Annotated in this window: 4 protein-coding genes and 2 pseudogenes; 2 read left to right on the top strand and 4 right to left on the bottom strand. The window is 66.4% G+C overall.

The features are described from left to right. Positions 1 to 332: 332 nt before the first annotated feature. Positions 333 to 725 carry a sigma factor gene (locus AC1DIW_RS21745; protein ID WP_478110897.1) on the bottom strand — a complete coding sequence of 131 codons (393 nt, stop codon included), beginning with the start codon at positions 723 to 725 and terminating at the stop codon, positions 333 to 335. Between the two features lie 130 nt (positions 726 to 855). Next, a pseudogene (locus AC1DIW_RS21740) lies at positions 856 to 2,084 on the bottom strand (IS110 family RNA-guided transposase). Positions 2,085 to 2,464: 380 nt separating this feature from the next. Here AC1DIW_RS21740 and AC1DIW_RS21735 point away from each other — a divergent pair. Further along, positions 2,465 to 3,546, top strand: a pseudogene (locus AC1DIW_RS21735) (IS110 family RNA-guided transposase). An 861-nt stretch (positions 3,547 to 4,407) separates the two neighbouring features. Here the strand turns inward: AC1DIW_RS21735 and AC1DIW_RS21730 are convergent. Together AC1DIW_RS21730 and AC1DIW_RS21725 are read right to left on the bottom strand one after the other, a co-directional pair. After that, complete coding sequence (locus AC1DIW_RS21730) at positions 4,408 to 4,788, bottom strand: hypothetical protein (protein ID WP_478110896.1); 381 nt, start codon at positions 4,786 to 4,788, stop codon at positions 4,408 to 4,410. A 62-nt stretch (positions 4,789 to 4,850) separates the two neighbouring features. Further along, positions 4,851 to 5,558, bottom strand: coding sequence for a DUF4241 domain-containing protein (locus AC1DIW_RS21725; RefSeq protein WP_478110895.1), 708 nt, complete (start codon positions 5,556 to 5,558; stop codon positions 4,851 to 4,853). Positions 5,559 to 6,272: 714 nt separating this feature from the next. Between AC1DIW_RS21725 and AC1DIW_RS21720 the strand changes: the two genes are divergently transcribed. Then, a complete protein-coding gene (locus AC1DIW_RS21720; RefSeq protein ID WP_478110893.1) occupies positions 6,273 to 6,779 on the top strand; it encodes an SMI1/KNR4 family protein in 507 nt (168 codons plus the stop codon). Positions 6,780 to 7,001 lie beyond the last annotated feature (222 nt).

Below are 7,001 nucleotides of genomic sequence, written 5' to 3'. Positions count from 1 at the left end.
CGCTGAGGCCGTGAGGCAGACGCGCGATGACGCGCAGAACGAGCTCGGCGACCTACTCAGCGCAGCGCCGTCCACGGTCATCTCGGCCACCCTCGTCCACGACGTCGACTGACCCTGACTGACCTCGCCCGGTACTGGGAAGCACCGGGGCCCTGAGGTGCATGATCCGCGGTTCAGGGCCTTCGAGTGACCTGATGGGCAGCGCTCCATGCGGACTCGGCCGGGCCACAGACCTGCACGTCGTCCCCCGGGAGCAACAGTCGTGTTGGGTTTCAGCCCTTGTGCAGCATGGCTCTGGACCGGTCCATCGTGCACGCGCCGCTGGAGCCGACTCACATGGCCGGCGCCGCAGACGGGAATGGGGATCCTGAGATCGTCGTCGAGGTTGTGGGCGAGGCTCCATTTTTGACGCGGTCGACCGCTGCCCGTCGGGCAGTCGTCATGATCCAGCCCAGGCCACTACCGCGGTTGGGGTCGAACCGGGCACTGTGCCGCCACACGCGAAGGTACGCCTCTTGGGCCACCTCTTCCGCGAGGGCGGCGTCAAGCACGACCCCGAGCACGAGGCCAAACAGCTGGCTGGACGTGGCGTCGTACAGCTGTGCGAACGCCGTCTCATCGCCACGGCCCGACCGGCTCAGAAGTTCTTCTGGACTGACCGAGCCTGTAGAGACAGGGGAAGCCGCCCGCCCGGACGCGGGAACGTTCCAGAAGGCAGCCGTCATGGGCCAACTATGGGCCCCGACCGTGACGTTGCACAAGGTTTGTCGAAGGTTGGTCGACGACAGTCAAGGACCCCCGCCTTTCAAGTCGCAATGTCACCCATCGCGGCAGACATCCCAGGTTCTGTTGCTGTCAAGCGGCGCGTTGGACGATGTGCGCCCAGGCGGTGTCTTCGTCGTACAGCGTGCCGGTCTTGAGGCAACCGTGCAGGATGCCGATCCACCGGTTCGCGAGCTGGCGTAGCGCGCCTTGATGGCTGGTGCCCCGTGCTCGGATCTGTCGGTAGTACGCCGTGGCGCCGGGTGAGCCGCGCATCGAGGAGAACGCCCACTGCTGCGCAGCGTCGGCAAGGTGCTTGTTTCGCGCATGCCGGGATAGGACCGTCTTCTTCTTCCCGACGCTTTGGTGATCGGCGCGGTCCCGGCGTAGGACTTGCGCGCTTTCGCATCGACGTACCGCTGCGGGTCATCGCCGAACTCACCCAGCACGCGAGCCCCCAGGATGAGGCCCAGTCCCGGCAGGCTCGTGATCAGCTCCGCTGCCGGGTGCCGGCCAAAATGCTCGCCCACCACCTGCCCCAGGGTGTCGATCTGCTCGTTCAGGGCGGCGATGAGGGCGACCTCGGCGGTCACGATCGCCGCGAACGCTGCCTGCACCGGTCGGGGCTGGCGCAACTCCTCGGCGCGCAGCAGCCCCAGGACCGTGTCGGCCCGCGACTATGGGTCGCGCCGGTTGGCCCTGGTGAAGGCCGCGACGAGCGTGCGACGGGTCAACGCCGCCGCACGGTCCGGGTCAGGGGCCTTGGCCAGCAGCTCGAGCGCGTCCGGGGCGTCCAGCTCCGGGAACGCTTGCAGCGCAATGGGATAGAACTCCCGCAACGCGCTCCGAAGCCGCAGCACGTGCCGGGTCCGTTCCCACACCAATCCCTGATGGGCCCGGGCCGCGAGCTTGATCCCCTCGGCCAACGGGCTGTCCCCGGCGACCGGTCGATGCTCAGCACGGTCCAACCGGACGATCTCGGCCAACACGTGGGCATCGGCCGCATCGGACTTCGCGCCGGACACCGAGTGCCGCTCCCGGTAGCGCGCCGCCGACCTCGGGTTGACCGCATACACGGTGTACCCCGCGGCGATCAGCGACGCGACCCACGGTCCGCGCTCGGTCTCTATCCCGACCAGCACCTGCAGCGCCGGCTCGGGGTCGCGGCCCGGGTCCGGCAGGTGCGCGGCGATCAGGGCGTGCAACCGGGTCACCCCGGCCAGGCCCTCCGGGAAACGCTTCTTCGCCAGGACCTTGCCGTGCTCATCGACGAGCTCGACGTCGTGATGGTCCTCGGCCCAGTCGTCACCCACGAACAACATCGCACCGATCCTCCTTGACCCTTGCCGACACCAAAGTTCCGTTCAGCAGCGTGGAGGAGGACTCCCAGCGATCTCATGGCCAAAGTGCTCTGATCGACTTCCGACCGGCACGACATCCCAGCAGCGGTCACCGCCCTCCTCACGACTGGCGGGCGCACGGTCTGCCGCAAGACCTCACAGGATCAGATTCGGAAAGTGCTGACCCGCCAGCCGCTACCGGAACCGAGCCTCCCAGCACAGCCAGGCACTCGGCTAGACGGTATGGAGTGACCGCTCGGGATGGCTGAGGGGTTGCGGGCCGGGGCCTCGCTCACACATGTTCGTGGGTTACCGAGTAGGGGCTGCCTGCTCGGCCTATCCGACAGTTGTGGGAGGCCCCGGTGTTTACCGAGCGTACGAGTGTGGGGCTCGATGTGCACGCACGATCGGTCGCGGCAGCGGCGATCGATGGCGTCACGGGCGAGTTGTTCCAGGCGCGATTGACCCCGTCGCACGAGCACATCCAGTCCTGGTTGGCCGGCCTGCCGGGCCCGGTCGCGGTGACCTACGAGGCGGGGCCGACGGGGTTCGGCCTCGCGCGGGCGTTGGACGCGGCCGGGGTGCGGTGCGTGGTCGCGGCCCCGTCGAAGCTGCAGCGCCCGTCGGGTGACCGGGTCAAGACCGACGCCCGGGATGCGGTCCACCTGGCTCGGCTGCTGCGCCTGGACGAGGTCACCGCGGTGACGGTTCCGACCGCCACGGTCGAGGCCGCGCGGGATCTGGTCAGGGCTCGGGAGGACTGTCGCGGGGACCTGATGCGGGCGCGGCACCGCCTGTCGAAGCTGCTGCTGCGCCAAGGCATCGTGTACTCCGGCGGTCAGGCATGGACCGGGGCGCACGACGCGTGGCTGCGGCGGCAACGCCTCGACGCGCCAGCAACCCGGATCGCATTCGAGTCCGGCTACGACGCGGTCCTGACGGTGCAGGCGCGCCGGGACCGGCTCGACGCCGCGATCACGGTGATGGCCGCGGACAGCGAGTTCACCCCGGTCGTCCGCCGGCTCGGGTGCCTGCGCGGAGTGTCCACGTTGACGGCGTTCGCCCTCGCCGTCGAGATCGGCGACTGGCACCGGTTCACCGGCAACACGATCGGCTCGTTCGTCGGATTGGTGCCCAGCGAACACTCTTCCGGCGCGTCCCGCATGCAGGGGTCGGTGACCAAGACCGGAAACGGCCACGTCCGGCGGCTGCTGATCGAGGCCGCCTGGCACACCGCGCCCGCTATGTCCCGGGCAAGACGATGCGCGACCGGTGGGAGCTCGCCTCGCCGGCTGCCCGGGTTCGCGGTGATGAGGGCAACCGGCGGTTGCACCACCGGTGGGTCGTGTTCAGTGAGCGGCGCAAACGGCACACCGTTGCCAACGTCGCGATCGCCCGCGAGCTGGCCGGCTGGTGCTGGTCGTTGGCCGTCATGGACGACTGACCACCCCGGAACCGCTTCGACGAGGCAAGGGGCTGGTGGCAGCGCGAGGAGCGACCCGCGAGGGTTCTATGAGCAGCGAATCCCCTTGAGGTGCAGCGACGCTCGATGCTAGACACGCGGTACCGTTCCTGCCGAACCACCGTCCTGCGGTAGCCAACCCGCGCATATCAGTCTGACCGCGCGTCGCCAACGGCACGCTCGCCAGCCCACTGCCACGACGAAGCAGAGGCGCCGTCAGGACTCCTTGTCCTAACGGCGCCTCACCCTGCCTCTTGACAGGAAGCCACTACATATCAGAACCCATGAGATCCGGACGTTCCTACCTCTCTGGCGTTGTCAACGAAAGACTGCTGAGGACAATCCCCGTCAGACCGAGACTGGCCCCCGCCAGGCTCAGGTTGCCGACGATCGTGAAGGTAACGCCCAGCGCTATGCCGACCACCGCAACAGCCACAATGACGGAACTGCGTGCCCGCTGCTACGGGACCACAAGGTGTCACGTTTTGGCGCTGTCATGAGTTCCATCCTTGCAGGGCCGCACAACGGACGGTGGGCGTTTAGTGCTGGCTCTACCGAACATTGCACCTGCACCTGCGGCACCAGGCAACGTCCGATATTCGGCACAGCCGATCAGCGGCATGAGCGTGCGTCGCATCAGCGCACTGGGACGCCACGCTCCATTGCAACGAGTGCTCCGGGTAGCGCGTACACGGCGCTGACGTGGGAGAGGTCGATGTCCAGATTAGGGCGGAGGCTGCCTCGTTCGAGCCCCCACACCTTCGTCCCTCGTCGCCTGACCCAGCTCAACGTTCGGGTCACCCACCGCTCGTAGTCGGCGCCGATCGAGGACATCGAGTCCGCTTAGGACCCGAGCGAGCTTCCGTGGAGTACGCCCTCTGCCGAGGGCCCCGGTGCCCAAAACATGACCGGTGAGGCGTTGGAGTCGACCAGGCCGGCATTTCCCTGAGGACTCAGGTGATCCCAGTTGAGCCGATTGAAGAGCCCCGCCTTTGTCCCCTCTTTCATGGGGGCATCACCCGGACGGATGACCGACGGCGCGCCCAGGTCGCGGTGCACGATCATCACCTGACGAGCAGTCAGTGCCCGCTGCCGTGTCCAGATTTCCGCCGGAGAGCTCACGACGGGCCAGGGATGCAGGGTGACGGCGTTGGGCTCGCCGAGGTAGTCGAGCATTGCCGCGTGATCTTCCGCGGTGGCAATGAAGTGCACAGCTGCGACCATGCGGCCGAGTGTTTCAGACGTTCGGTGTCACAGACCTTCAGCGGCATGAGCGTGCGTTACCTCTACTGGTTGGTTGGCGCGCCCTTTTGCCAGGTCGCGGTCACCTCTGGCGATGGTGGCCACTCATGGACGTCGAGCTGGTACCGGCCCTCTCCAACGACGAGGAAGTCGACATGGACCCCGAGCGGTTTGCCGCTCGCGTCACGCGTTACGTAAAGCGGGTACTCGCCGTCGTCGCTTGGACTCATGACTCCGATGACGTTCTCTCCTTGGGTGCCCCACGGCAGTGGCGCATTGAGGACCCCCTGCGGATGCTGACCGGCCATGGTGATCCAGGCCTCGAGTTCGGGCGACTCGGGCGGCAGAACGTGGCCGGCGGCGGAGAGCGCGTCGACGAGGGCCACTCCACCTCCGTAGGTGGTGACGCCGTACAACTTTCCGTCAATCCAGGTTTCGGGTGCCGGCTCGAGGCTGACAGGCTCGCCGTCCGCCAGCACGAGGGACAGGTAGGCGGCATCGCTGAACTCGATGTCGTCGTCCTCCGGGTAGGTGGCCAGCGTGAGGATCACTGGGTAGACGCCGGGCTCGACCTGAACCTCGAGTGGGCTGTCCAACGACGCGAACGGGTCGGCCGCCCCCAGCCTGCCGGACGGCACAGTCAACGACCCGACCTGCACAGGAACAAGGTCCACGGGCTGGCCCTCGTCCCCAATGGCTCGCCCGGATCTCGTGCCGAAGAACTCAGTCAGCGTCAGCGACGTCTCGTCCACACCGGGAGGTTAGCGGCCCGTAGTCACCAAGGGTTCCATCGAGCCATTGCGTTGCGACATGACCGGGCGTCCCGCTCTCAACGCGGCATGAGCGTGCGCGTCGTCACCAGTACTTGGAGAGCTCGAGACGCATCCGGCGATCGTGCTCGGTCACCAGGGCGATCAGAGCGTCGAGCCCCTTTTCGTCCGCGAAGCACCTTGGGTGCACTAGTCGCTCAGGCGTACCCCGAAGATCCTCGATGAACGGCGTCCATAGCGAGACCCACTCGGCGGAAACTCGGTCGCGGTGAGACGAGACTCCAGGCCCGGACGGATCTTGCTCTTCACCACAGACGGGGCAGGTCAGCATCGACACGGTGACAGTTTGCGTCAATCGACAAAGGACCCCCTTCCGACTCGCGGCATGTGCGAGCGTTCGCGAGAGCCGAGCACCGAGCATCGGGCGCTGGAGTACCGCGTGGGAGCGAAGGACCGGTCAGCGCGCATCGACTCACTCGGCGTGCCGGCCAGGATACGGAGGAGGGTCCGTAAGGCCGATCTGTAGTGACTGTGCCAAGCCGTGCGGCGCATGGGAGGTGCGGCCATCATTGGGGAGGACCGCAAGATGGAAGCGCAGACATGGTGGACACTGCGCTCATCGGACGGCGGAGTAGACCATCAGCGAATGTCTGGGCCGCCAGAACTGAACATCGCCACCAGCGACAGGAGCATTGAGTGAGCGGATTTTCGGTTTTCGGTAAGGAACCTGCTTTGGCAACGCCTGAGCAGATATCGGCTACGGAGGACGTCATTGGGTCCCGTCTTCCCGAGTCGCTGAAAGCGATGCTTCAGGGCCGGCGGAACGGTGTAAGGGTGCGGTCCAACCAACTGGAACAGCACCCCTCTGTAGGTGTCGACCGCTTCCTGACTGCGGACCCGACAGGTCCGGCGAGTATCGCTGAGCGGTGGAAGGAACTTCGCGACAGCGTGCCCGCCTGGTTCATCCCGATTGCGGACTGCGCCGGGGGCAATCTGCTTGGAATGGATTCACGCGGGCGGATCTTCTTCTGGGATCATGAAACGTCCTACACCCCCGATGATGTCTCACTTGTTGCCGACGATCTCGCGGACCTTGAGCGGCAGGCCACGCCCATAGTCGTTACCAGAGGTAACAACCGTTCTCAGGTCTGGGTGAATCCTGCCTATGTGGAAGCATTGAAGCGCTGGCAGCAGGAAGGCTGAAGAAAGCACCTACCGCAGCTCGCCCTCAACGCGGCTCGTGTAGCCGGGGCGCCCAACGGCGTCCAAGACGGTGTGTCCCGTACCGGGTCTAGTGGAGGCTCGGAACTGACGTTTCGACGGTAGCCGTCACGGGCTTCTGCCGGTAGTGCTGGTCCTCGAGCTCGACAGGCGGGATGAGCCCGATCTCGCCGTGGAGACGTCGGTGGTTGAACCAGTCGATGT

The organism is Terrabacter sp. 01T434, assembly GCF_056398545.1.
The sequence above is the reverse complement of the archived record's forward strand: the minus strand, read 5'-3'. Positions and strand labels throughout refer to the sequence as shown.

What these genes read in the sequence shown, in the direction of transcription:
- AC1DIW_RS21745 (WP_478110897.1), bottom strand. Translation starts at nt 725, where the DNA reads ATGACGGCTGCCTTCTGGAACGTTCCCGCGTCCGGGCGGGCGGCTTCC.
- AC1DIW_RS21730 (WP_478110896.1), bottom strand. Translation starts at nt 4,788, where the DNA reads ATGGTCGCAGCTGTGCACTTCATTGCCACCGCGGAAGATCACGCGGCA.